Genomic DNA, 23,973 nt, shown 5'->3' with positions numbered 1-23,973 from the left:
ACGGGGGAAAGAATATGGGAAAGGTATTAATTAAATGCATTCAAACACCAATGCAGAAATATTTTTATGATCGTTCTTTGGATTCTGTAGTTATGGTGAATGATGAAGAATATCAGATATTAAAAACTGTGGAAAAGACAAAATTGGTTCCTGATGGAGTGTTAAGACGGTTTGTGAAAAGCGGATTATTGCGTGAGACTGCGATAGAAGAAATTGAGCATCCTGAGACAGAAAACTTACATTTGTTGGCAGAACATTATATGGGCAATCTGATTTTGCAGGTAACTCAGCAGTGTAATTTGAGATGCAAATATTGTGCATATTCTGGAAACTACTATAATCGTTCCCATACGTCAAATAGGATGGATTTCGAGACAGCCAAAAAAGCAATAGACTTTTATTTGAAAAGAAGCGAAAAAGCGGATCAACTTGCATTATCATTTTATGGGGGTGAGCCTCTTCTGGAATTTGAATTGATTAAGAAATGTGTTTCCTATATTTTACAACGTAAAGGGGATAAAAAAATTCTTTTTACTATGACGACTAATGGGACTTTAATGACAGAAGATGTCATAGAATTTTTGGTAAAATATGAGTTTAATCTTATGATTAGCCTTGATGGTGATAAGAAAAGTCACGATATAAATCGAAGATTTAAAACAGGAAAAGGTTCATTTGACATTATTTTAGAAAATTTGAGTAGACTGAAAGCTTACAATGAAGAGTACTATTCAAAAGTTTTGTTTAATTGTGTTATTAGTTCTTCATCAGATCTTGAAAATATATATCGATTTTATTCGGAAGAAGAGCTGTTTGAAGCAGGGACAGTGAATTTCAATTATGTAAATCCAGTTGGTTTAAAAGATGAGACATTGTCGCGCATAACACAAAAAAATTTCAGAGTACATCGACTAGCATATATAAAGATGATTTTATCTGTATTAGAGAAGCGAAAATGGGATGCACAAAGTCGATTGTTGCGAAGAGAACTGCAAGATATTGAGTTATTATATGAACAGCTACATAGTCATGTTGCTGAAGGCAAAAAAACACATCATGGTGGTCCATGCATTCCTGCAGTTAGAAGACTATTTGTGGATACAAAAGGTGAATTTTTTCCATGTGAAAGAGTTTCGGAAGAAGATTCAGAAATGTGCATCGGAAGTTTGGATTCGGGATTTGATTTTGATAAAATGAGTTTCCTACTTAACCATGGTAAGATGATTAAAGAAAAATGTTTAGGATGTTGGAATTTGAGAATGTGTGCATATTGTTTGGCGCAAATTCCAAAATAAATAAGGTAGTCTGTTTCTAAAAAATATACGAAAACGTTAATAGTGTCAGGAAGGTATTTATAAGTTAAAGAGTTTATAATTGAAGTTTCGTGAAAAAGCGACAATTCTATAAGATATATGGAGGAAAAATGAAAAAAAGTGTTCTAGCAATTATGGTAGGTGCGTTGTGTATTATTCTTTCCAGCTGTCAGGAAACACCAGAGGAGAGTTCGGTAGTCAGCAAAGTGGATGGGATTAGCGAGGCGGCTGTCTGTGAACCTCTTAAAAAAGGAGAAAAGAGAGAGACAAATGTTCCAACGCATTGGAAATTTGAAGAAAAGAAAAGCAACGACCGTGTGGTTATCCAGGCAGATATTAAGTTGGGCGAACAAAGCATTGGCAATCTTCCAGTCATAGAGATGCAAAATCACGAGTTAACGCAGGAAGAACTGAATGGATTGATTGATTATTTTACGGACGGTGAGGAACTATATATGCCACAGATGGTGACAAAGGATGCGTATCAGGAAGTGTTAGACAGGATTTCCAGCAAGGAAGGAAGTTACTTGCAATCAGCATATTCTACATCGATTGCAGGGATTCAAAACGCAACCCGAGAGGGGATGGAGCTTGCACCGGATGAAGCGTCTGCACCGGAAAAGATGGAGATAAAATTTCAAAAAAACAGAGGATCACGGTGTGGAAGCGGCACGGAGTTGGATGAGTACTGAATTGGAAAACACAGATACAGAGGATTATTTTACTGCAGATGTGGGCGAGGACAGGAAGGCATATATAGAAGCAGAGCGGTATAATCAGGAAATTGACAATGACAGTAGTTTTCTCTGGATGGAGGGTTCTAATTTTATAGAAGAAGAAACAATAGAAACTGAGGAAATGCAGAGTGAGTATTACAGTAGCTTTGGCATGGATACCAACGGCTATACAGAGAAATTTCATGAACTGGCAGATGCGTATCGAAAGTGCATGGACAAGATCACCTTTACAGAGGAAGATGGAAAGGAACAGGCAGAACAAGTTTTAGAGGATTTAGGTATCGATGGAATGGGCCTTGTAGATTCTGATCGTACCGTGTGGTTCCCGAATGGCGCATGTTCAGAGCGCAATGGTCTGGGACTTGGTAGTGATGCTTTGTGGCAGGGAGATCTGGATAGAGGATTACCGGGATATCTGTATTGTTTTTCGAAAAGTGTAGAGGGTATTACTTCAGTTCCTGATGGCGTGGTTGCGGAAGAAACAGTGGATAGTTATGTGCCTCCGTTCCAGGTAGAAACAATCTCTATTCTGATAACAGAGGAAGGAATTAAATATTTTAAATGGGATGGGATATCGGAAGAAGTCTGTACGGTGACGGAAAATACAAAGCTTCTGCCTTTTGAAAAAATACAGGCAAAGCTGACAGATCAGATTTTTTATTGGTATTCCGGAAAAGGCCAGTCTGCCAACGACACTACCGCACTGGAGTATGATGTGGTAAACGCAAAATTGCAGTATACTTATACCACAGCCTATCAGGAGCCGAAACACGCATGGTTGGTTCCAGCATGGATTTTTACTGTCAGGGAAAGTATTGGTGGAAATTCTCTACAGGAGCTTTCTTATGTGATCAATGCTTATGATGGCAGTGTGATTGGAGAAGCATATTAGGGTTCAGCGACACTTGAATTTTTATTGACCATAGAATTACAAGGTTTATCATGAGAATAATAAATATGCGATATTTGGCTTGGATATATAACAGGTAAGAATAGGAATAGTGCAAATGATTAAGCTCGCATTGATTGATAACGGTATACCTTATCATATGAGAAATAACAGGAATCAAAGGATTGTTCATAAATCTTTTTTGGCTTCTAAATGCGATCCAAGTGAGTATAAAGACGATAAATCATTCCATGGCGCTGTATGCGTCGGAATTATCACAAGCATATGTAGTGATATAGAATTATGGGACTTGAATGTGACTGACTCTGCAGGAACAACACAGATCACAGTTTTGCTGGAAGCTTTGGAATGGTGTATTCAAAATAAAATAAAGTTAATTCACATGAGTCTTGGAACAATCAATTATTTTGATATTAAACCCTTATGGATTCAAATAAAAAGATTACTTGATGCTGATGCGATTATAGTAGCAGCATATCATAACAGAAATATAAAGACTTATCCAGCTGCATATCCAGGTGTTTTTGGTGTCAGGCAGGATCGTTATGGTCTTTTGGGAAATGGTCAAATTCTGTTTCAAGAACAAAAAGGTTATAATATTGAGAATTCTATTATAGCAAATTTTTCGTGGAATGGGATCGTAAATCAAGCCAATAGTTATGCGGCTCCTGTTGTCACTGGACATATTGCTACATATTTAAACAGAAAGCCCACAGCAGGATTTGATGATGTTATGGACTTTTTGATGACTATAGCAACGCATAAATCTGATTATCCGGATATACTAGAAAATGTAATAAGGGATAAAACCAATATAGAGATACCGGTAATTGCCGGTATTGATTTAGATTACGAGGAAATGATACAGCTAAAAGTGATGTTTAGTCAGAACGGTTATTACGCAATAAATCTGCAGAAAAATCCTTTAGATGAAAATGTAATTCCTTTAGAATATTATGACGATTCCAATGAGTCATTGAACGATATCCTTTATACAGTATATATAGCTTATGAACCTGATATTATTCTTTTGAATCAAGAGGAAGAAATATTTGAAAGTAGTAAGGCATCAGATATAGATATGTATATTGTGCGTAAAAATAATATGTATGAATTGTATGCAGAAGATCGAATAGGAATAACTTACAATATAGAGGATATATATGAGCTTGTTTGTCAATATTTTGCTTAACGAATAGTGAGGATGGCAATTGGATATGAGAGAAAATGGGAAAACATGGTATCGAATTTGTAAAATGTTGTGTGAATATAAAAAGTATTTTCCAGGGATTATCTGTTGCCTTTTGGGTTCATCATTCATAACGTTTATACACCCACTGCTTATAAGACAAATAACAGATTGTGGTATATTGCAGAAAAACATGAAATACATTCTTTTATTTTCTGTTATATTAATAATAATTTCTTTAACCCAGCAAGAGTTAAATATAATCCAAACAAAATTATTTTCAAATGTACATAATCAGTTTACACATTCTCTCTATAAAAAGACTTACTGGAAAATCAATAGGATGAAAATACAGTATTTTGCTGAAAGAGGAAGTGCAGAGATTATAAATACAATTGGTATGGATATTGATAATGTGTCATCTGTTGTGGATCAGATTACTCAGTTTTCTATATCATCAATTCTCCAAATAATAGGAGGAGTAGTTGGGCTGTCCTTATTAGACTGGAAATTAGCAATATTGATAGAAGCAATTATTCCACTGAAATTTATAATAGTGTCCTATTGTGCAAACAAGAAACGGGAAGTGTTTGAACAGTGGATTGAGGATAAACGAAAGTTTATGAGTTGGTTTGCCGAGTGTATAAATGGAATTCATGAAATGAAGCTCTGGAATCTGTTTCAGGTAAAAAAATCTCAATTTGAAGGTCTGCAAAAAGATTTGATGGATTCATATAAAAAGAACGCAATGCTAGATGAATATAGTACTGTCAGTGTTGTAGTAATAGACACGGTTGTAAATGCGTTATTATATATATTAAGTGGGCTTTTTATAATAAAAGGAGAATTCACTATAGGCGGAGCATTTGCTTTTATTACATATTGAACAAGCAGAGGAGCATATTTACAAGTTCTCAGGCATTGATGAAGGCAATATACCTAGACTATAAAAAATTTGAGATAGGAGGAGCGAAAAGTGTCAAAAAAAGAAAAGTGATCCTTATGTAAACGCTCCATGTCTAAGAAAAAATGGAAATGGACAAGCGCCTAGTCTTGGAGTGTATCTCAAAACTAGGCGTTTACATTATTGAGGCAATATATTTTACAAGTGTTTGTAGGAACCGTTAGTGCTTGGTGAGAAGAATACTTTTTGCCAGAGCAATTCCAGCTTGTGGATACAATTCTTGAATTGCTTGATATTTTTCTTCAATCAATTCGGGTTCGTCTGCCCATATATCCTCATAAATTTTCAAGGCTTTTTTAAAATGGGTTTTCGCTTGCGAAATATTTGCAGTGATCAGGCAGATACTTCCAAGGGATTCCTGTACCTGGGCATAATCCAAACAGTGGTTTGAATTATATTCTTTGATAATCTGTGCTAATTTCTGAAGAGCAGACAGGGCAAGGTCAGGTTCTTGTATTTCAATTAAGAGGACAGCATAATTATTAATCTGAGGAATACTGTCATTAGTATAAAGAAGCTGGTATTGTTGTAAAAGAGAGATACCCATTTTCATGTGCCTTTTAGCGAGATCAAGTTGTCCGTTGATTCGGTAAAGCCCTCCAAGATTGGAATGGAGGTTGGAAACCAGGTGGGCATTTTCTTTTGTGGTTTCTTTTATTTGAGCAAGTGCTTCTTTTTCTAATTTTATCGCTTTTTCTGTTTTGGGTTCCAGAGTTGCCTGATAATCCAATAGTAAGGCACGGTCAGATGCAGTCCCGTAAGTATTTGCTTTTATAAAATGCTGTAGTTCCTGGATGATTTTTTTCATACCCTTTTGATAGTGGTACTTCTCCATATATGGAAAAACATCTTCTAAAAATAACAGGTATTGGGGAATATCGTCCTTTTCAATGAAAAGCATGATGTTTTCTACTGTTTGAAATAATTTTTTATAATAGCTAACTTCAATGCCATGCATCAAACATATTTTTTGCAGAGAATCCAATAACGTGTGGCAGCTTGTAACAGAAGGTGCGGTCTCGGAAACTGCAATTTCCTGAATCATTGGATGCAGAGAAATAGTATGCCGGAGACTTGACTGTACAAAACCTGTCTCGATCAGATCATTCACGTCATTTAAAGTAGGCAGCTCCAGCCATTTGGAAAATATACGGGCAGAAATACCAGATGAAGGCATAAAACACATATTGCACATAATATCCTGCTGTTTCCGTGATAAGGAGTATAACGAAAACAGGGTATGGATATGGTTGTAATAGGTGGCTTTTTTGCTCTGACCATCTTTCATTACTTTAATCTTATCTTCATTATGAAGAGAAGCCTTTTCCTCTTGAAGTTTTATCAATAATTGCTCTGGAGTTAAAATTCCATTTTCCAGAAGTTTGGCTGCCAGTTCGACAGCAAAAGTATGGTAGTGTACAGTTTCTATGATTTTTTCTACGATTGCCCGGTTTTCCTCTGCTTCTGAATAAAATACAGATGTCAGTTGAAAAAGAGTGGGTATATCTTTCAGTTCTTTTAATTGAAAACTACAGTATTCAGACAGTTGGCTTCTGGTTGTAAATAAAACCCGGCAACGGTATTTTAATACGACTGACAGGCAACTGTCCTGTGTGGATGTGACATTAAAATTGTCTATGATCAGCAGTGTATCAGATTTCAAAGAGCGTAAGAAACGGTTATGTCTTTGAAAACGTTCCTGCTCACTGATTTCTGGTGGATCATCAATAAAATCCATGTCTACAATATCTTGATATAGATTACCGGTGTATTCCATATAGAGAATATTGGTGTACTGTTTTCTGTATTGCTTTGCATAGGCTTTAGCAAGCTCGCTTTTTCCAATTCCGGCAATTCCATAAAGAAATATATGTCGGTTCTCTTCAAACAAAGTATGGAGTTCATCCAGTTCTTCTTCTCTTCCTAGAAAATGACGGCATGGTTTTGGGACTTCGCTGTCCATAATGTAATCCAGAACAATCGGAGATAGAACACCTCCTGCAATCAGTTTTTGATTTCTTGTATCACGTTTAATAAATTGCCGTTCCATACCAAAAGAAAGTACTTTTGCTAAAAACAACAGCCTTGAATCAGAAGGTTTATATAGAGATACAAGTTCCTGCTTTTTTGTATCCGAAATCGTATCGTCCTGTATGAATAACGTGTAAATGTCCTGTATAACCATGTTGCAGTCTGCCATTAAGGGAAGTAAGTTCCGCTGAATGGTTGTTGCCAGTTTTTTCTGATTGCTGGGTTTTGCATAATATGAGGTTATTTTGGGACTGATTTTTGCTTGTCCGGTTATCCAGCGGCAAATTAGACCATTATCCATAGAAAAATCTTCATTTATCGGATCATTCATAAAATCTTCAAATAATTCGTATAAAAAATCAGGTTGGTTCATCTGATTGCTTTCACTGATTTGATTTTTTAGGCATGTGCTAATAGAAGAAAAATCACATCGTTCCAACAGAAATCCCTCCTTTGGTTTTCGTGTTTTATATTCTTAAAGTCTTTTTATTATAACACGAACAAATGTTCCGGACAATAGGAATTGATACTGTATAGGAAGAAAATGAATCTTAAAAACTCAATCTGCGGTCAATTTCAATTCAATGTGATTGGTGCAGAATAATTTTAGAATGTAATCAGGCTTTCGAAAGCCGAATTCAATTCATACAGAACTTTTGTACAATCCTGCCGGCATAGGATGTAGAGAGAACTGTATGCTGAAGGAGGCATATAGCATGAATACGTTATTTGATTCTGTAGAAGTTCTGGATACAAAAAAGAAATCCAAAAAGAGAATGTAAGCTATGAACATGCAGGATATCAGATTCGAGTGCATTTTAATGGGGAAAAGACATTGATCCAGTGCATTCAGAATCTTACTGAACGAAAAATTGCAGGTTGATTTTCTTAAGTTCTTGTTGTAAAATAAAGACAATTAAAGACAATGACTACGCAAGACCGATGAAAAGAGGGATAGAATGTATCAGGCAGGAATTTATTGCCGAATTTCCATTGAAGAGCAAAATAAAGAGGGTGAATACAGCAATAGTATTCACTCTCAGATTCAGATGGCAAGAGATTATATTGCAGAGAATAAAGATATTGCAGAGAAAAAAGTTTATGTAGACGATGGGGCTTCTGGAAGTAATTTTGAAAGAACTGAATTTCGGAGGATGCTGGCAGATATTGAGCTTGGTGTTATCAATATGGTGATTTTTAAGGACGTATCTCGACTTGGAAGAGAACATATTGATACCAACTATTATCTAGGCAAATATTTCCCGGAGAAACAGATTCGGATTGTTTCGATTCTGGATAATTATGATTCAGCCGTTGGAACTTATGATGAAATGTTAGAAATAAAAACTTTGCTGAATGATATGTATTTGAGAGATACATCCAGAAAGATTAAGACAACGATTCAGACCAAAAGAAGTATGGGCGAATATACTCCGAAACAGCCCCCCTTTGGATATGTGAAAAGTAAAACAATTCATAATCATCTGGAAATTGATCCTTATGCAGCCGAGGTTGTTCGAAGAATTTACAGAATGTATCAAAATGGATTTGGCTGTACGGTTATTTGCAGGACTTTGAATGAAGATGAAATCCCTTGTCCCGCAAAATATAAAAAGGAAGTTTTAAAAACCAATTATGTATGGGATTCGGGAAAAGGTCTGTGGACATCGTCTACTGTAAGTGGAATTTTAAAGAATCCGGTCTATACTGGGGCGGTTGTGATTCGGAAACATGAAAGACCGTCTTATAAGCTGAAATACAAAAAGGCAATTCCCCTGGAAGAAATGGAGCTGGTGCCGGATGCACATGAGGCAATCATTTCTAAAGAAGAGTTTGATAGGGTTCAGCAAATAAGAAAGGGGCGCAGAGTTTCCTATTTTGATAAAAACAATGAACCACATAAATATGTGGGACTGCTCTTTTGTGGGAAATGTAAAACAGCCATGCGAAAACGTTATCTGGCATCTCATAAAGACTATGACGGATATATGTGTGGTTTTCATCAGAAGCAGGGGCAGAATTACTGTGAGCTGAATCATATTACATTTGAAAAGCTGGATGAACTGGTTGTATTTGCAATCAACCAGCAATTGAAACAGATGAAGATGGATATGAAGAATCTGGAAACTCAGATCAGACAGAAACAGCCGGAACTGGATGGTAAAATTGCAAAATTGCAGGCAAAAATAGAAAGAAATCTGGAATACCGGAAACGAGCATATGAACAGTTTATGGATGAAGTACTTTCCAAAGAGGAATATCTGGAATTAAAACAGATGTATGAAACAGAGAATCAGAAATATCAAAAAGAATTATCAGAACTGAACCATGAAGAGCAAAGGCAGCGGGCGGCGGTCAATGAAACAAAGATATGGTTGGAGCACTTTAATCGCAGAAGAATAACGGTAAAGCAGCTTACCAGAGAAGCGCTTGTGGAGTTAGTTGATAAAATTTATGTATATCCAGAGCAGAAAATAGATATATATTTTAAGTTTGCTTCAGTAGAGAGTTCACCAGATAGAATACTTGAGAAAGATGGGGTGATATGATGTATCAGATGGGTGTATATTGTCGTCTGTCGAAGGATGATGGAGAGAATAAAGTTAGTGAGAGTATTGAAAATCAGATGAAACTGATTCGTGAGTATGTGACTAAATCAGAGGATCTGGAAATCGCAGATATTTATATTGATGACGGTTATTCGGGGCTTTATTTTGCGAATAGACCGGAATTTCAGCGGATGATGGAGGATATCTACAAAGGGAAAATTCAAGGCGTTATTACGAAAGATATTTCCCGGCTTGGGCGTGAACATATTGAAACCAGTAACTATATTGAGCGTGTTTTTCCATCTTTGGGTGTGCGTTATATTGCAATTTTGGATGGCGTGGATTCTGTTCATCACAGTAATGAAGAATTGGCACAGTTTAAGACGTTGTTTAATGATATGTATAGTCGTGATATATCTAAGAAAATCAGAGGTGCATTGACCGCCCAGAAGAAACGGGGACAGTTTATGTCTGGGTTTGCCCCATATGGATATGTAAAAGATCCGGCAGATAAGCATCATTTTCTTGTAGATGAAGAAGCAGCTAAAGTGGTACGGAGAATCTTTTATATGAGTTTGGAAGGATATTCCAGGGATGGTATTGCAAAGAAACTGAATCAGGAAGGAATTCTGACACCGTCAGAGTATAAGAGAAAGGTGCAGGGATTGAAATATGCCAATGCATTAGAAAAAGCGGGTGCAAAGGGCTGGGCATATCCTACGATCAATGTAATTTTGCGAAACAGAGTTTATACAGGGGCTATGGTACAGCATAAATCAGAAAAGATATCCTATAAAGTGGAAAAGTATCAATATATTCCAGAGGAACAGCAGTATATTGTGGAAGGAATGCACGAAGCAATTATTAGCAAAGATACTTTTGAGCAGGTACAGGAACTTATGAAGAAAAGAACACGGACACCGGGATTTAATAGCGAAGTGAGAAAGGTAAATCCATACGCAGGAATTATTGTTTGTGGAGATTGCGGATATAATTTCCAGAGGGTTACTTGTCGGGACGGTTATGAGTGCGGTACCTATCACAAAAAAGGAAACACAGTTTGTTATTCTCATTTCATTAAAAAAGAAGTATTGGATTCTATTGTAAAAAATGAAATCCAAAGACAAGCGGAACTGGCACTGAAAGAAAGTGATAAGGATGAAATATTAAAAGTAGCAGATAGGAAGAAGGAGGTGCAGAGACGATGTGCAGAAGCAGACCAGCAGATTGAACGGTTACAAAAAGAACTTGCGGCTGTCCAAAAGTATAAAAAGAAAACTTACGAAAATTATGTAGATGGTGTTCTGGATAAAGAAGAATATCTCTCCTATAAGGCAGAATATGAAAAGCAGGATAAAGATATCAGGGCGAAGATTCAGTTGGCAGAACAAGAGAAAGACAGCTTTGGAGAGGCAGAAGAATCTTATGAAAACTGGATAGAGAAATTTATCAAGTATGGAACATTATCCGAAGTGACAAGAGAAATTGTGACAGAATTGATTGAAAAAATTGTTGTGAATGGAGATAAGAGCATTGATATTGTATTTAAGTATCAGTCGCCTTATCCGGTAGAAAAACAGGCAGTGTAAAGACTGCAAATTTTTTTACAGTAATTTTCCCCTAGTTATAATGAACACACAGAGGGGATTCTCTTCTGGAAAACTATATTGATACAGTTGCGGCCATGGGGCGGACTGTGATCGTTACAGGAACCGGAAATAACGGCAGCCAGCCCTGGCATGCAGGAGGAATCCTGCAGCAGGGGAAAACAGAAGAGATCCAGTTGGCGGTGGGAGCTTTTGAGCCCACATTAAATGTACAGTTATGGAAGGATTATGAAGATGAGATGGAAATTTATCTGGAAAGTCCGTCCGGAGAACGGATTGGTCCATTATATGAAAGGCTGGGGCCACAGCGGCATCTGCTGGAAAATACAGAGCTTCTGATCTATTATGGAAAACCCGGTCCCTATCAGCTGTCCCAGGAAATCTACATAGATTTCATTCCTGAGGGTAATTATGTGGACAGCGGTGTCTGGAAAGTTCTTTTAAGTGGAAAACGTGTGCGCTCCGGGCAGTATTTCCTCTGGCTGCCGGGTGGAAATGTACTGAATCGCAGAACCGGGTTTTATTCTCCGCGGGCTGTGGGAACTTTGACGATTCCTTCCACTGCCGGAAAAGTTATTTCTGTTGGAGCTTATGATTCCAGACAGAATGCCTACGCAGATTTTTCCGGAAGGGGAAGTCAGTTCTTGCCGATCCGGAAGCCTGATCTCGCAGCTCCCGGTGTATCCATCTCCGCCCCGGTTCCCGGCGGAGGCTACGCCACTGTCACCGGAACCTCCTTTGCGGCACCCTTTGTCAGCGGAAGCGCAGCTCTGCTTATGGAATGGGGGATCGTGAAAGGAAATGATCCGTTTCTTTATGGGGAAAAGGTGAAGGCATATCTGAGGAAAGGCGCACAGAGTGTGGGCGGATATGAGGAATATCCGAATGTGGAGGTGGGATGGGGACGGTTGTGTCTGGCAGAGAGTATCCCATACGGCATATCCTGAACATATAGAAACGGACAGGATTTTCAGATACGAGCCTTATGATCCTGACATTGATATGAAGATGAATTCAGTTACTGTCAGAGATGCTAGTGCAAATGGCGAAGCATTCACGCATAATGTAGATAAACAAAAACACAAATATAAAAAGAAGGAGGATTGGGTATGGGATTATTTGATAAGAAGATCTGTGATATCTGCGGAGAGAAAATAGGTTTATTAGGCAACAGAAAACTGGATGACGGAAATCTGTGTAAGGATTGTGCAAAAAAATTGTCACCATGGTTTGAAGACCGGCGGCACAGTACGGTAGAGGATATAAAACGTCAACTGGAATATCGTGAAAAAACAAAAAAGCCGTAATGGATTTTTGTATAACACGTCAGATCAATACCAGAAATTACAATGTTTTTATTGATGACAATAAGGGGAATTTTACTGTTGCACGGAAGCTGGATGTCAATGAAAATCCGGATATAGTTCCTTTATCCGCTGTTGTGCAGTGCAGAGTTGATGTAGAGCGACAGCAGAACGAGGAAACATATACAACAAAGGATGGAGAAACCGTAAGCTATCAGCCACCGGTATATAAGTATGAATTTGATTATACTATGCGTATTAAGGTAAAAAATCCATGGTTTGATGATATGGATTTTCGTTTGAATACTTTTTCCATAAGCAGCGATAACAGAGGTGAATTGATGGAAGTGGAGCAGACAGGTCATCAGATCATAGCCGCCCTGACACCAAATGCGGCTGGAATGCAGCAGCCTGGGATGAACATGAACAGCGGAATGCAGCAGTCCGGAATGAACATGAACAATGGAATGCAGCAGCCCGGGATGAACATGAACAGCGGAATGCAGCAGCCCGGGATGTACATGAACAATGGAATGCAGCAGTCCGGGATGTACATGAACAATGGAATGCAGCAGCCTGGTATGAATATGAACAACGGAATGCAGCAATCTGGAATGCAGCAGCCCGGAATGAACATGAATAGTGGAATGCAGCAGCCTGGTATGAATATGAACAGCGGAATACAGCAGCCTGGAATGCATATAAACAATGGAATGCAGGAGTCCGGGATGAACATGAACAGCGGAATGCAGCAATCTGGAATGCAGATGAACAACGGAATGCAGCAGCCTGGTATGAATATGAACAATGGAATACAGCAACCCGGAATGCAGCAGCCCGGCGGTTTGTGGAAATGTCAGTGCGGTGCAGAGAATACCGGAAGGTTCTGCGAATACTGTGGCCAGCCAAGACCATTTTGAGTGATGATAGACAGAGTGGACAGAATTGTTCACTCTGTTTGTGACAACAGGGTTGAGAATGGATGATTTCTCTGAAAACTATATAATAAAATAGAGTTTTATAGTATACTTGTCACAGGGATGTATTAATGAGAGAGGAATTTTCATGACATACAATAAAAAAAGGGCACTGTCGTATGGAGGAATCCTGATAAGTGTATTGCTGGCGTATTTCTGCAGGCTGGGAAGACCGGAAAATGTTTTTATGAGAAATCTCGCAGATCAGTGTCGTAACTGTATTTATCTGGGAATGTATTGTGCCTGGGTGATTTATCTGGAAAAGCATGTAGTGCATAGAAAAACGCGCAGATGTCTGACTGCAATTGGCTGTCTGATGGTCTTCTGGTTTTTTGTACGGACAGTAAAATTTCATATTTTTCATGATCCGCTTGGAGAACATATCTGCTGGTATCTGTATTATATCCCGATGATCCTGATTCCGGTCCTTGGACTGGCAGCAGCGATGTTTCTAGGGGAAAAGGATGGAGAGAAAACAGTCAGAAAAATTATTGCCTTGCTTGCTTTTGCGGTGGTTTTGATCATCAGTGTTTTTACAAATGATCTGCATCAGCTGGTGTTTCGGTTTTCCGGGCGGCCGCCGCTTTCAGATAGAGATTACAGCTATGGTATTCTTTTTATAGTAATCCAGGGATGGATCATATTTTGCCTGATATGGATGGAAATCATGCTGATCAGAAAAAGCAGGATTCCGGGAAGAAAGCAATTTTGGCTGCCGGTTATTCCGGGAATATTGCTTCTGGGATGGAATATCGGGAATTTACTCCGTCTGCCTCTGATCAAAACAATTGCCGGAGATATGACAGCGGTATGCTGCCTTTTGATGGCGGCAATTTACCAGGGATGTATATTATGCGGCCTGATACAGACGAACAATCGATATTTTGAATTATTCCAGACCTCCGGAGGACTGGATGCAGAGATTACGGATGATTCCTTTCAGCGTTATTATCATTCCGGTGATTTTCCTGAGCTGTCACCGGAACTGCGTAAAATTGTAATAAACAGATCAGCTGTACAGGAACAGGGAATCCGGATCAACCATATTCCTATAAGAGGAGGACATTTGTTCTGGTCAGAAGATATTTCGGTGCTTCTGGATCAGTATCAGGATATCCGGGAACAGCAGGAGGAGCTGACTGCCAGAAATCGTCTGTTGCAGAAAACCTATCAGAAAGAAGCTGAGCGGAGAAAAACAGAAGAACAGAACCGACTGCTGAACATGATACAGAATCAGACAGCCGGGCAGCTGGAATTGCTGTCACAGCTGATGGATGAGCTGGAAAGAACGGAGTCAAGGGAACACTATGACCGGATCTTGGGAAAAATCGTGGTTGTTGGTACATATTTAAAAAGAAGAAAAAATCTGGTATTGACACAATATGCATCAGACGGAAATCTGCTTACAATGGAGGATCTCAGACAGAGTCTTGCGGAATCCTGTGACAGCTTAAAATTATGTAAGATCCGGGCAGCTTATTATGTCGAAAATGGTGAAGTGCAGCTGAATGCAGATGATATACTAAAATGCTATGATACCTTTGAATGGCTTGTGGAACGATTGTTTGATACAATGCAGTCTGTTTTTTACCGTGTGTCGCAGATCGATGATGCTTTGCGGATCTCGGTTCATATTGTAGCAGAAGCAGATCTTCGGGGATTAATGTCAGAAAGACCGGAATTAAATGTGCAGCAGGAAGATGAAAACGAATGGTTTATCGGATGTATCGTATTCAGAAAGAGAGGCGGAAGATGACTGATTTTGCGGAATGCAGTATGGCAATGCAGGATTTTTTGATGATCCTTCTTGAAATCTGCCTGATTCTGGAATTGATCCTTCTGTTGATCAGGATAACCTGTTTTTACGGGAAAAAGAAAATTATAACAGCAGTGACTGTTTTTGCAGTTTCTTTTATGCTTATGGGGTTCCTGATGAATGATCACAGATATTGCCAGGGGGAAAGCGCATATCAGCTAATGCTCCGGATGTGTCCGGTCAGTGTTTTGATGGCAGCGATGGTGGTATTGTTGCTTTATCTTTGCTGGGCAATCTGGAGAGAGAGACGCAGATATCACCATTCTCTGTCTTACTGGTCTGTGAATGAAGCTGTTGATGATGTTCCTTGTGGGGTGTGTTTTTCGGATCCTCTTGGAAGGATCGTTTTATGCAACACCAAGATGCATGAACTGAGCAGGATAATGATAGGCTCCTATCTGCAGGATTATGAGGCATTGCGGAAAGTAATAAATGGAGGATCCGAAGCAGAGGGACTTCGCAGATTAAACAGTGACAGTAATGTATTTTATTTTCCGGATGATTCCGTCTGGATGTTTCAGGAATATCGTCTGCAGGAGCCGGATTGTGCAGGATATCTGCAGACAGTGGCAGTTAATGTATCAGAAATTTATTACAATGGTGAAAAGATCAGAGCAAATAATGAAAAGCTGGAAATCCTGAATCATAAGCTAGAGGAAATGTATGAAAAAATCGGAGATAAAATAAGAGAGCAGGAGACACTTGCCATGAAAATGCAGGTTCATGACAATTTTGGCCGAAGCCTTCTGTCAATACGCAGGATATTGGAAAGAAAAGAAAATCAGGATAAAATGGATGAACAGCTATCTGCATTAAAGCATCTGGTCTATATTCTTACAGATTCTTCTGTTGAGAATATGGAAGAATTATGCGCGGATACGATCAGGCATGCAGAAGAACTTGGAATTTATGTTCAGATCAGCGGGGATTTCCCTCAGCATCCCTCCTACAGGCTGCTGACAGACAGAGCGATCCGTGAATGTGTGACAAATTGTGCCAGACATGCCCATGGAAGTACAGTTCTGGTGAAGATAGAAAAAGGTGCAAATGAATACAGCATCCGGATAACGAATGATGGAGATGCACCTGAAAAAAATGCAGAAGAAGGTGGTGGTCTGTCTGCACTGAGAAAAGCTGCGGAGTCGGAGAAATGTATTATGCAGGTTTCTTTTTCGCCGGAGTTTTGTCTGGTGTTGAAAATGCCACTGACAGAAAGGATGGGAGTCTATGGTACGGATACTGATAGTAGAAGATCAGAGGATCATGCAGAAGTATTTTGAAAGTATTATCATGCGGGAACCGGAATTCCGACATGTCCAGACAGTTTCGGATGCCTGTGAAGCTGTAAAGATCTGCTCTTACTCGGCAATTGATCTTGTGCTTATGGATGTGCAGACATTTCATAATCATGATGGGCTGAGTGCCGGAAAGATCATCAGGGAAAAATATCCATATACAAAGGTATTGGTTGTTACTTCGCTGATCGATCCCAAGGTGCTGGAAAGAGCAAAGAGCGGATGTGCAGACAGTCTATGGTATAAGGATCACGGTGAAGAGGAAATACGGAGTGTGATCTACAGAACGTTAAATGGGGAGCATGTATTTCCGGATGTGGCACCGGAGGTGGAACTTAACTGGATCACAAGCGGTGATATCAGTCCCAGACAGCTGGAGATGCTGCGCCTGTATATCCACGGGATGTCATATTCCGAGATCGCAAGGAAAATGGACTGTTCTGCTTCTGGGGTGAGATGGAATTTTCAGGAAATGATCGCCAAGGCGGGATACAGCTGCAAAGAGGATCTGATAGCAGCTGCACTGGAAAGTAAACTGATCGTAACCACACTGAAATAGAAGATCCACAGAATGCAGAAACATATTCGGACAGAGGGAGTTTGGCGTGAGCTGACGGAGCATTCACAAATATAGCATAAGATTTTGAATAATAGGAAAGAGGAAATAGACATGAGCGATTTTTTGACAGAAAAAATAAAAAACAGGAATACTTGGGAAACTGAAATGGGTTCTTTGTGGCTTTTTTATACTTTTTTCCCTGGGAGCTATTGGCGCATCGGAGAAGTATATTGGTGAAGGGCGCTGGGGAATGGCAGCAACAGAGATCATACTTGGATTGCTGTTTCTGTATCCAACCTTCCGGGAAATTCAAAAAGCATTAAAGAAGAAAAAAACTGGAGAAATTGCCTGCTGGTTTGAATCCTATGCCCAGAATACTGTCTCATTTGAAAAGTTTGAGCAGGAACTGGGAAAAGGTGCAGTGAAAAAGCTGGAAAAATTTATTGCGGGGGGATATATCCGGAATATCCAGATAGACAGAGAAGGAAATTATATTATGATCACTGCACCGAACAGACGCGTAAATGAGAAGATCTATATTACAGTTACCTGCCCCAGCTGCGGTGCAAAGAATCAGGTAATAAAAGGTCGTCTGAGCACCTGTGAATATTGCGGACAGCGTCTTACCCCATGACAAAAGACACCTTTCGGATCTGCCCTGTTAAAGATAAAATCCTTGTGCAATATGCTCAATGCATAAAAAGGATATTTTATAAACAAAATTATATAAGTTGCATATAACTAACGCATGTAGCATAACAGAAGTTGTACAAATATCTGTACATCCATAGACGATTGGAATGAAATCATAGAATAAATTTATAAAAATAGCTAATAAAACTGGATAATATGTTCAAATTATGGTACATTTATTGTAGCAGTCAGAGGAAATACTGCGGCCTTTTTTTGGATCGGGATTTTCGAAGGGCTGAACAAATAACAAAGAACTTATTTATTTGGTTTTATTGTTTCTTTCCTGGGAGTGCAGAGAAGGAGGGAACGGATAAGAGCAGATAATCATAAGGATATAATCTTTATAAGGAAGGTGAGCAATTGGAAAACTATACTAAGTACAAGCTGAAAAGCAGTGATGAGCTTGCATCAGTGCTGAACGGCAGGGACAATCTGTTTGTAATCGCCTGTAACAAGTGTTTCAAGGAATTTGAGACCGTTGACGAACCGGATTGCGAGGAATTCCTGAAATTTGCTGCGGAGCAGGGAAAAACCGTCACAGGCAGTGCGAAATTCGATTTTCTGTGCAACAAGATGCACACAGAAAGAAAATTACAGGATCTGCTGCCGGAAGGTACAGAGAATGTAGTTGTGATCTCCTGTGGTCTTGGTATCCAGACTGTTGCAGATCTGACCGGTAAGCCGGTGATCGCAGCAAGTAATACCCTTAACTACAGAGGCCATCACGGCATGGCACTTACCAAAAAGAGCTGTGATGCATGTGCACAGTGCTATCTGAACATTACCGGAGGCGTCTGTCCTATCGTCGACTGTTCCAAGAGTCTTGTGAATGGACAGTGCGGCGGAGCAAAGAACGGGAAATGTGAAGTGGATCCTAACAAGGACTGCGCATGGGAGAAGATCTACCAGAGACTGGCAAAACAGGGTCGTCTGGAAGAGTTCCTGAATCAGCCGGTACAGGTACGTGATTACTCCAAGGTTAACTTTAAGGTGATCAATGATTACGTGAAGTCTATCAGAGAGGACAGACTGAATGGATACTATGGTGGCGTTCATCCGTCAGAGCATAAGGAATTCAGCGAGCATATCGATCTGAAGAAATTCCCGGATCCGAAGACGGTTGTGATCTCCATGTCCCAGCATCTTGGTGCACCTGCCAACCCGATCGTGGAAGTAGGCGACACAGTAAAGGTTGGACAGAAGATCGGAGAAGCTGCCGGATTTATCAGCGCACCGGTACATTCTAGTGTAAGCGGAACCGTAGTTGCTGTTGAGCCACGTATGCATGGTACAAGAGGCAGTGAGGTGATGGCAGTTGTCATCGAATCCGACGGAAAAAATACTCTGCACGAATCCGTACAGCCACATAAAGCCCTGGACGAACTTACACCGGATGAGATCATTGAGATCGTAAAAGAAGCCGGAATCGTTGGTATGGGTGGTGCAGGTTTCCCGACCTGTGTCAAGCTGAAACCTGCAAAACCGGTTGATACCATCCTTCTCAACGGATGTGAGTGTGAGCCATATTTAACAGCAGACCATAAGGTTCTCCTTGAGTTTGCTGATGATATTATTTTCGGTCTGAAAGCGATCCTCAAGACAACAGGTGCTAAGAAGGGCATCATTGTCATCGAGGATAACAAGCAGGATGCGATCGAATTAATGCAGGAAAAAGTTGCCGATATCGGAAATATGGAAGTTTTTGTTGCAAGAACCAAATACCCGCAGGGTGCTGAGAAAACTCTCATCAAGCGCGTCATGGGCAGAAAGGTTCCAAGCGGCGGCCTTCCGGCAGATGTTGGCGTTATCGTAGATAATATCAGTACTGTAAAAGCGATCTCCGATGCGATCCAGAAGGGTATGCCGCTGATCGAGCGTGTTGCAACCGTAACAGGCGAGAAGATCAAGAATCCTGGCAACTTTATCATCAAGATCGGTACCAGCGTAAAAGAGCTGATCGATTACTGCGGTGGATTTACAGATGACGATGTTCTGGTCAAGATGGGCGGACCTATGATGGGATTCCCTCTGAACACTCTGGAGGTACCTATGATGAAGGGCTCCAACGGTATCATCGCCATTGATACAGACGAGACCAAAGAGCAGCCATGTATCAAGTGCGGACGCTGTGTGGACGTATGTCCGATGGAACTTTCTCCTCTGTATTTCGTAAAATATGCGAAAGAAGAGAACTGGCAGGGCATGAAGGACATGAATGTCATGGACTGTGTTGAGTGCAGATGCTGTCAGTATATCTGTTCTTCCAAGATTCCGATCATTAACAGTATCAAAGCCGGAAAAAATGCAGTAAGGGGGATGAAGTGATATGTTGATTACCCAGTTAAAAGCAAAAGAAACTATCGTATCACTGGCAGCCGGAAAGAAAGTTTTTATCATCAACTGCCATGGATGCAAGGAAGTTCGTTTTCCGGAAAAAGAAGCTGTTGAACTTCAGAAGGAGCTTTTCGCTGAAGGAAATGTGACAGGGATCATGACAACGGATTATATCTGTAATCCGGAAAATATGCAGTTACGTCTTCAGAAACACATGGATAAGATCAGGGAAGCGGATCTGGTCCTGGTATTCTCCTGTGGTGTTGGTGTACAGACCATCGCAGAATATCTGGAAGACAAGATGGTATGCGCAGCCTGCGATACATACCCGGTACCTGGTTTCCAGGGTGTAACACCGTTAGAATATAAATGTGACCAGTGTGGTGAGTGTTATCTGAACCTTACCGGCGGGATCTGCCCGATCACAGCATGCTCCAAGAGTCTTGTCAACGGCCAGTGCGGCGGTTCCAAGAATGGTAAATGCGAAGTTGACAGTGACATGGAGTGTGGATGGGAGCGCATCTACAGACGTCTGAAAGAGATCGGACGCCTTGACGCACTGAAATGCCCGACACAGATCCATAATTTCGCTACAGATGATGAAGTGAAATAATAAGCAAAGATTTATTAAGAAGCCAAATTAAATTATGATACGGTTCACCGGAAATATTCCGCAATGTATGCAGCAGAGCAGGTGGACCGTACCCCAAATTTTAAATGATTGGAGCAAATATAATATGAAAATGAAAGAATTATTCGACCGTGGTGAATTTGTAGTTTCTGCAGAAGTAGGACCGCCAAAAGGGATCCATGTAGATGAACTGGTAGAAGAAGCCAAAACTTATCTCAAAGGCGTTCATGCAGTCAATGTAACAGATAACCAGTCTTCGGTTATGCGTCTTGGATCTCTTGCAATGTGTAAAGTTCTCAAAGACGCCGGAATGGATCCGATCTTCCAGCTTGCATGCCGTGACAGAAACCGTATCGCACTGGAGTCTGATCTTTTAAGTGCTGCTATGCTTGGTATTGAGAACATCCTCTGTCTGACAGGTGACCATACGAAGATGGGTGATCATCCGCAGGCAAAACCGGTATTCGATCTTGATTCTGTATCTCTTCTTCATACAGTACAGCTTCTCGAGTCCGGTGTAGATCTTGGAGGAAACCAGCTGGTTGGTGAGCCACCGAAATTCTCCAAGGGTGCCGTTGTATCTCCATGCAGCGATTCCGTTGACGCTCAGCTTGCAAAGATGGAAAGAAAGGTTGCTGCAGGTGCAGACTACTTCCAGACACAGGCTGTATTTGAGCCGGAGAAATTCATCAAATTTATGGAAAAAGCAAAACAGTTCGGAAAACCTGTACAGGTTGGTATCATCATTCCGAAATCTGCTGGAATGGCTAAGTTCATGAACAACAACGTAGCCGGCATCCATGTTCCGGATGAGATGATCGAGGAGCTGAAAGCAGACAAAGAGAAAACAAAAGCTGGTATCACTGGTGTTGAGATCGCTGCACGTATCATTAAAGAGTGCAAGCCATACTGCCAGGGTGTACATATCATGGCACTTGGATGGGAGTCCAAGATCCCGGCACTTCTGGAGCAGGCTGAGATCTGATCAGAACGATTGCTTTATAAAAAATAACCAGAAAAGCTGTCCGGAACCGGATGCAGGAGATGCACACCGACCGGGCAGCTTTTGTGTAAGAAAAAGCTTCTTTATACGGAAAAACTCTTCGGGAAGCCTGCGGGATCCACAGCGGAAGAATTCTAGCTTAAGAGGTAAAGAGACGATGGAAAGTATTATTATCGGGATCGCCGGAGGGTCAGGCTCCGGCAAATCTACATTTACAAACAGACTGAAGAAGCATTTCGGAGACGATGTGGTGGTGATCTATCATGATAATTACTACCGCAGACAGGACGGAATTCCTTTTGAAGAACGTGTGAAGGTGAATTACGATCACCCGGATTCACTGGAAACCGATCTTCTGGTAGAGCATCTCAAAGAACTCAAGGAGGGCAAAACCATCCAATGTCCGGTATACGATTACAGTCAGCACAACCGCTCCGACAAAGTGCTGAAAATCGAACCAAGACCGGTCATTCTGGTAGAGGGAATCCTGCTTCTTGCAGATCCGCGTATCCGAGATCTTCTGGATATCAAGGTTTATGTGGAAGCAGATGCAGATGAGAGGATCTTAAGACGGATCTCCAGAGATGTGGAGGAACGTGGACGGGATTTAAACGGAATCATCGATCAGTATCTTACCACAGTAAAACCGATGCATTATCTGTATGTGGAGTCTACACGGGCGAAAGCAGATATTGTGATCAACAGCGGTAAGAATAATGTGGCCTTTGATCTGTTTGTGTCAAAGATCGGGCAGCTTCTGAAAGAACTGAAAAAATAATAAGTAAAATAAAAAGCATGTCATACTTTAGGACAGAGCGGATCAAGTTATATCCGTCTGGCTGTGTATGACATGCTTTTTTGAGCGGTTCAGGTGAAGCTGCCTGTATTCACACGCTCTGTATAAATTTTTCCACATAATATAAAGCTGCACCAATGGCAGGTGTATACTGCCCGTGGGTGCCGACCAGAATCTGATCTTTATCCAGGGTAAAGGGTGCGCCTGTGTTGATGTGTTCCAGCAGATAAGTGATGTCTTCTTCCGTAAAATAAGGTGCCAGATATCCGCTGATGATGATCGGCGCATCGATGATCAGGTTCAGGTTTTTCATGGCAAATGCCAGATGGTTCAGGTAATCTTCCCAGTGCTCAGCAAGCCGGGGAGATTTTTTTCGCGGAGCAGCGGGAAAAATTCCTTCACAGGCATCCCGGCAGACTGTTCCAGAGCGTTGGCAGAGCAGTAGGTTTCCAGACAGCCATGGTTTCCGCAGTAACATAAAGGGCCGTCAGGATTGACGCACATATGCTCAAGGGTTCCGCTGTGCATGGAACTTCCCTGATGAATTTGATGATTGGTGATAATGGCACCGCCCAGGTTTCGGTTCAGAAGGAACACGACAGCACTGTCAAGCTCCGGGTGATTCCACAGCTCCAGAAAAGCAGCGGATTTGGAATCATGTTCCAGATGGCAGGGGTAAGGAAGATGCCGGGAAAAATCCTCCAGTTTCATTCCGGTATTGTTCATGATGTTTCCGTAGATCACAGTGGAATTATCCGGAGAAGTGATCCCCTGTGTGGCAATGGAAATACCCAGGATCTTTTCATTCGGATAGTGATTTTCTGCGATGAATTTTCGTACTTTATCGGTCAGCTGTCTGTAATATTCTTCTGTGTTGGAATAGGGAAGAGCAATGGTTTCTGTATAAAAGGCATTTCCATATAAGTCGATTGCTGTGATATGGAACATGTTTTTCAGGATCCCGATTCCAATGGAAATCCGGAAATCCGAGACGATCTGGATGGCCTGGGCCTTTCGACCACCTGTGGAATCAAAATATCCGTTTCTGTCAATAAGCCCTTCTTTTTCCAGCAGGTTCAGGTTCTGGCTTACGGTGGAAAGCCCCATCTGAAGATCCTGGACGATCTGCATTTTGGAAGTCTGGTGTGTTTTGTATATATATTGGTAAACCTTGGAGCGGTTTATTTTTTAAATTGATGGTGGTTAATCCTTTTTCACTCATGAGATTCTCCTGATAAAAGTAATTATAGATATGTTTAAGTCGT

At 40.6% G+C, this 23,973-nt stretch carries 22 protein-coding genes; 18 read left to right on the top strand and 4 right to left on the bottom strand.

The genetic code is table 11. From position 1 onward, the window contains the following. Positions 1 to 14 precede the first annotated feature (14 nt). The 5 genes from ccpM (at position 15) to CK1_RS10360 (ending at position 5,035) form a co-directional block, all read left to right on the top strand. Entirely contained in the window at positions 15 to 1,295 is a 1,281-nt protein-coding gene (gene ccpM, locus CK1_RS10380; protein ID WP_015526201.1) for a Cys-rich peptide radical SAM maturase CcpM, read from the top strand. Positions 1,296 to 1,423: 128 nt separating this feature from the next. Continuing rightward, a complete protein-coding gene (locus CK1_RS10375; protein WP_015526200.1) occupies positions 1,424 to 2,005 on the top strand; it encodes a DUF6034 family protein in 582 nt (193 codons plus the stop codon). Then, positions 1,995 to 2,942 carry a DUF6034 family protein gene (locus tag CK1_RS10370; RefSeq protein WP_015526199.1) on the top strand — a complete coding sequence of 316 codons (948 nt, stop codon included), beginning with the start codon at positions 1,995 to 1,997 and terminating at the stop codon, positions 2,940 to 2,942. The genes CK1_RS10375 and CK1_RS10370 overlap by 11 nt, the downstream gene beginning before the upstream one ends. A 115-nt stretch (positions 2,943 to 3,057) precedes the next feature. Beyond that, the gene (locus tag CK1_RS10365) at positions 3,058 to 4,152 is read left to right on the top strand and encodes a S8 family serine peptidase (RefSeq protein WP_009245400.1); all 1,095 of its coding nucleotides are present in this window, start codon (positions 3,058 to 3,060) and stop codon (positions 4,150 to 4,152) included. 25 nt (positions 4,153 to 4,177) lie between these two features. Next, on the top strand, positions 4,178 to 5,035 hold the full coding sequence (locus tag CK1_RS10360; protein ID WP_015526198.1) for an ABC transporter transmembrane domain-containing protein: 858 nt from the start codon (positions 4,178 to 4,180) through the stop codon (positions 5,033 to 5,035). Positions 5,036 to 5,273: 238 nt separating this feature from the next. On the opposite strand, the gene CK1_RS10355 is transcribed toward CK1_RS10360, so the two are convergent. After that, entirely contained in the window at positions 5,274 to 7,583 is a 2,310-nt protein-coding gene (locus CK1_RS10355; protein ID WP_009245399.1) for a tetratricopeptide repeat protein, read from the bottom strand. A gap of 520 nt (positions 7,584 to 8,103) precedes the next feature. On the opposite strand from CK1_RS10355, the gene CK1_RS10350 reads away from it, so the two are divergent. The 13 genes from CK1_RS10350 (at position 8,104) to udk (ending at position 22,690) form a co-directional block, all read left to right on the top strand. Then, positions 8,104 to 9,693, top strand: coding sequence for a recombinase family protein (locus CK1_RS10350; RefSeq protein WP_009245397.1), 1,590 nt, complete (start codon positions 8,104 to 8,106; stop codon positions 9,691 to 9,693). Beyond that, a complete protein-coding gene (locus tag CK1_RS10345; RefSeq protein WP_005428244.1) occupies positions 9,690 to 11,282 on the top strand; it encodes a recombinase family protein in 1,593 nt (530 codons plus the stop codon). The genes CK1_RS10350 and CK1_RS10345 overlap by 4 nt, the downstream gene beginning before the upstream one ends. Before the next feature lie 107 nt (positions 11,283 to 11,389). Then, positions 11,390 to 12,247 (top strand): S8 family serine peptidase, encoded by an 858-nt coding sequence (locus tag CK1_RS10340; RefSeq protein ID WP_306288865.1) that lies wholly within the window; start codon positions 11,390 to 11,392, stop codon positions 12,245 to 12,247. Between the two features lie 162 nt (positions 12,248 to 12,409). Continuing rightward, complete coding sequence (locus tag CK1_RS10335) at positions 12,410 to 12,607, top strand: DUF4428 domain-containing protein (protein WP_015526196.1); 198 nt, start codon at positions 12,410 to 12,412, stop codon at positions 12,605 to 12,607. Continuing rightward, a complete protein-coding gene (locus tag CK1_RS10330) occupies positions 12,607 to 13,524 on the top strand; it encodes a Med3 domain-containing protein (protein ID WP_015526195.1) in 918 nt (305 codons plus the stop codon). The genes CK1_RS10335 and CK1_RS10330 overlap by 1 nt, the downstream gene beginning before the upstream one ends. 145 nt (positions 13,525 to 13,669) lie before the next feature. Further along, on the top strand, positions 13,670 to 15,337 hold the full coding sequence (locus CK1_RS10325) for a histidine kinase N-terminal 7TM domain-containing protein (protein ID WP_015526194.1): 1,668 nt from the start codon (positions 13,670 to 13,672) through the stop codon (positions 15,335 to 15,337). Next, a complete protein-coding gene (locus CK1_RS10320; RefSeq protein ID WP_235812400.1) occupies positions 15,334 to 16,677 on the top strand; it encodes an ATP-binding protein in 1,344 nt (447 codons plus the stop codon). The genes CK1_RS10325 and CK1_RS10320 overlap by 4 nt, the downstream gene beginning before the upstream one ends. Beyond that, entirely contained in the window at positions 16,625 to 17,251 is a 627-nt protein-coding gene (locus tag CK1_RS10315) for a response regulator transcription factor (protein ID WP_022426201.1), read from the top strand. The genes CK1_RS10320 and CK1_RS10315 overlap by 53 nt, the downstream gene beginning before the upstream one ends. A gap of 250 nt (positions 17,252 to 17,501) precedes the next feature. Further along, on the top strand, positions 17,502 to 17,885 hold the full coding sequence (locus CK1_RS10310; protein WP_015526190.1) for a hypothetical protein: 384 nt from the start codon (positions 17,502 to 17,504) through the stop codon (positions 17,883 to 17,885). Positions 17,886 to 18,304: 419 nt separating this feature from the next. Next, positions 18,305 to 20,269: an electron transport complex subunit RsxC gene (rsxC, locus tag CK1_RS10305; protein ID WP_161209970.1), complete on the top strand. Its 1,965-nt coding sequence runs from the start codon at positions 18,305 to 18,307 to the stop codon at positions 20,267 to 20,269. A gap of 1 nt (position 20,270) precedes the next feature. Then, positions 20,271 to 20,891: a methylenetetrahydrofolate reductase C-terminal domain-containing protein gene (locus tag CK1_RS10300; RefSeq protein ID WP_015526189.1), complete on the top strand. Its 621-nt coding sequence runs from the start codon at positions 20,271 to 20,273 to the stop codon at positions 20,889 to 20,891. A gap of 124 nt (positions 20,892 to 21,015) precedes the next feature. Beyond that, complete coding sequence (locus tag CK1_RS10295) at positions 21,016 to 21,894, top strand: methylenetetrahydrofolate reductase (protein WP_015526188.1); 879 nt, start codon at positions 21,016 to 21,018, stop codon at positions 21,892 to 21,894. 175 nt (positions 21,895 to 22,069) lie between these two features. Next, entirely contained in the window at positions 22,070 to 22,690 is a 621-nt protein-coding gene (gene udk / locus CK1_RS10290; RefSeq protein ID WP_015526187.1) for a uridine kinase, read from the top strand. A 109-nt stretch (positions 22,691 to 22,799) separates the two neighbouring features. On the opposite strand, the gene CK1_RS10285 is transcribed toward udk, so the two are convergent. From CK1_RS10285 to CK1_RS10275, 3 genes are all read right to left on the bottom strand, one after another. Next, on the bottom strand, positions 22,800 to 23,021 hold the full coding sequence (locus CK1_RS10285) for a hypothetical protein (RefSeq protein ID WP_015526186.1): 222 nt from the start codon (positions 23,019 to 23,021) through the stop codon (positions 22,800 to 22,802). Between the two features lie 17 nt (positions 23,022 to 23,038). Then, entirely contained in the window at positions 23,039 to 23,839 is an 801-nt protein-coding gene (locus CK1_RS10280; protein ID WP_015526185.1) for an ROK family transcriptional regulator, read from the bottom strand. After that, the coding region (locus CK1_RS10275) for a hypothetical protein (RefSeq protein WP_306288864.1) at positions 23,757 to 23,973 on the bottom strand (217 nt) is incomplete at its 5' end. The genes CK1_RS10275 and CK1_RS10280, both read right to left, overlap by 83 nt.

The sequence above is a fragment of the Ruminococcus sp. SR1/5 genome, assembly GCF_000209835.1.
In the GTDB taxonomy this organism is placed as follows: Bacteria; Bacillota; Clostridia; order Lachnospirales; family Lachnospiraceae; genus Blautia_A; species Blautia_A fusiformis.
This window is presented reverse-complemented; position numbering and strand designations above follow the sequence as displayed.

Bases quoted from the DNA above. Each gene is read 5' to 3' on its own strand.
- CK1_RS10300 (WP_015526189.1), top strand. From the start codon at position 20,271: ATGTTGATTACCCAGTTAAAAGCAAAAGAAACTATCGTATCACTGGCA.
- CK1_RS10325 (WP_015526194.1), top strand. From the start codon at position 13,670: ATGACATACAATAAAAAAAGGGCACTGTCGTATGGAGGAATCCTGATA.
- CK1_RS10370 (WP_015526199.1), top strand. From the start codon at position 1,995: ATGAGTACTGAATTGGAAAACACAGATACAGAGGATTATTTTACTGCA.
- CK1_RS10315 (WP_022426201.1), top strand. From the start codon at position 16,625: ATGGTACGGATACTGATAGTAGAAGATCAGAGGATCATGCAGAAGTAT.
- ccpM (WP_015526201.1), top strand. From the start codon at position 15: ATGGGAAAGGTATTAATTAAATGCATTCAAACACCAATGCAGAAATAT.
- udk (WP_015526187.1), top strand. From the start codon at position 22,070: ATGGAAAGTATTATTATCGGGATCGCCGGAGGGTCAGGCTCCGGCAAA.
- CK1_RS10310 (WP_015526190.1), top strand. From the start codon at position 17,502: ATGGCAGCAACAGAGATCATACTTGGATTGCTGTTTCTGTATCCAACC.
- CK1_RS10335 (WP_015526196.1), top strand. From the start codon at position 12,410: ATGGGATTATTTGATAAGAAGATCTGTGATATCTGCGGAGAGAAAATA.
- CK1_RS10285 (WP_015526186.1), bottom strand. From the start codon at position 23,021: ATGAAAAACCTGAACCTGATCATCGATGCGCCGATCATCATCAGCGGA.
- CK1_RS10365 (WP_009245400.1), top strand. From the start codon at position 3,058: ATGATTAAGCTCGCATTGATTGATAACGGTATACCTTATCATATGAGA.
- CK1_RS10375 (WP_015526200.1), top strand. From the start codon at position 1,424: ATGAAAAAAAGTGTTCTAGCAATTATGGTAGGTGCGTTGTGTATTATT.
- CK1_RS10350 (WP_009245397.1), top strand. From the start codon at position 8,104: ATGTATCAGGCAGGAATTTATTGCCGAATTTCCATTGAAGAGCAAAAT.
- CK1_RS10360 (WP_015526198.1), top strand. From the start codon at position 4,178: ATGAGAGAAAATGGGAAAACATGGTATCGAATTTGTAAAATGTTGTGT.
- CK1_RS10295 (WP_015526188.1), top strand. From the start codon at position 21,016: ATGAAAATGAAAGAATTATTCGACCGTGGTGAATTTGTAGTTTCTGCA.
- CK1_RS10345 (WP_005428244.1), top strand. From the start codon at position 9,690: ATGATGTATCAGATGGGTGTATATTGTCGTCTGTCGAAGGATGATGGA.
- CK1_RS10320 (WP_235812400.1), top strand. From the start codon at position 15,334: ATGACTGATTTTGCGGAATGCAGTATGGCAATGCAGGATTTTTTGATG.
- CK1_RS10330 (WP_015526195.1), top strand. From the start codon at position 12,607: ATGGATTTTTGTATAACACGTCAGATCAATACCAGAAATTACAATGTT.
- CK1_RS10280 (WP_015526185.1), bottom strand. From the start codon at position 23,839: ATGCAGATCGTCCAGGATCTTCAGATGGGGCTTTCCACCGTAAGCCAG.